This window comes from Pseudoalteromonas sp. S408 (genome assembly GCF_005886645.1).
GTDB lineage: Bacteria > Pseudomonadota > Gammaproteobacteria > Enterobacterales > Alteromonadaceae > Pseudoalteromonas.
In genome coordinates, this window is the sequence record NZ_PNDY01000086.1 from 1 (window position 1) to 395 (window position 395).

At 37.5% G+C, this 395-nt stretch carries 1 protein-coding gene; it reads right to left on the reverse strand.

Annotation, left to right across the window (positions count from 1 at the left end; translation table 11 throughout):
- Window positions 1–395 (reverse strand): FIST signal transduction protein (locus tag CWB62_RS18550; RefSeq protein WP_171036806.1); only part of this gene is annotated, 395 nt, incomplete at both ends.

The following is a 395-nucleotide window of genomic DNA, read 5'->3' on the forward strand; positions in this document are numbered from 1 at the left end:
AATATATTTCTGGCTGCTTGTACTTCTTCCGATGTTCTATCTTGTAAGATCAATTTTCTACCCACACAGCTTATCAGTATGGCTAATTCAGGGAACTGCTTTTGTCCTGTTTCCACAGATTTAGCCGCTGCAATAGAAGACCCTTCAATAATTTTCTCAAAATTGGCTTTCATCAATCTTACGCGAGCCCCCTCAGGAAGATTGCCTGCAAAAGTCATTGTTTTCTTATCTTCATCAATGGTAAGTATTGTTCTCACAAGATTTTTTCCTGAATCATCTAAACGCATAGATAAAGGGAATAAAAGTGCCGATCCCGGTAATTCATTTACATAAGGACCCAAATATTGTTTATATAGATCTAATGCGGTTTCGCCATCAATCTCGTACAACACATT